The following is a 653-nucleotide window of genomic DNA, read 5'->3' as shown; positions in this document are numbered from 1 at the left end:
TTGGCCGACGAATCGCATCACCTAAACCTTCAAGATATTGGTCAATACTGTTGAAACCAATTTTCAATACGCTTTGAGCACTGTTGGTATAACCAAGATCACTCAAGCGAAGAGACGTCGCTTTAGGGAGATACAGTGTCCCACCGATGCTTTCAAACGGAAGTTTAGTCTCACGGCCTTGAATGAACGAACCACATAACGCTGGCGATGCACCAAAGAAGTAAGGGATCATCCAACCAAAACGGTAATAGTTACGAATCAAAGCAAAGTAAGCGGCTGATTTAGTGTCTTGGCGAGCTTGCTCATCCTGCTCGCCATAAAGCGCATCCCAAAATGACTCAGGGAATGAAAAGTTGAAGTGAACACCAGAAATAATCTGCATCAAGCTGCCGTAACGGCGTTTTAGCCCCTCACGGTACAATGTTTTCATTTTCGCCGAGTTCGATGAACCGTACTGAGCAAGCTGAATATCATCTTCACTGCCGACATAACATGGCATAGAAAGCGGCCACATCTTTTCTTCGCCCATTTTGGTTTGAGTGAAATGGTGAATGTCTTTCAGTTGCGCCATCAATTCTGGAATGTCATGAGAAACCGGAGTGATGAACTCCAGCAACGATTCAGAAAAGTCGGTGGTGATCCATTTGTTTGTG

1 pseudogene is annotated in these 653 nt (G+C 44.9%); it reads right to left on the bottom strand.

The window, feature by feature from the left end:
- Positions 1-653, bottom strand: a pseudogene (locus R7Z47_RS25205) (glutamate--cysteine ligase); the annotation flags it as partial.

It is taken from the genome of Vibrio sp. 1641, assembly GCF_033339995.1.
GTDB lineage: Bacteria > Pseudomonadota > Gammaproteobacteria > Enterobacterales > Vibrionaceae > Vibrio > Vibrio alginolyticus.
The sequence above is the reverse complement of the archived record's forward strand: the minus strand, read 5'-3'. Positions and strand labels throughout refer to the sequence as shown.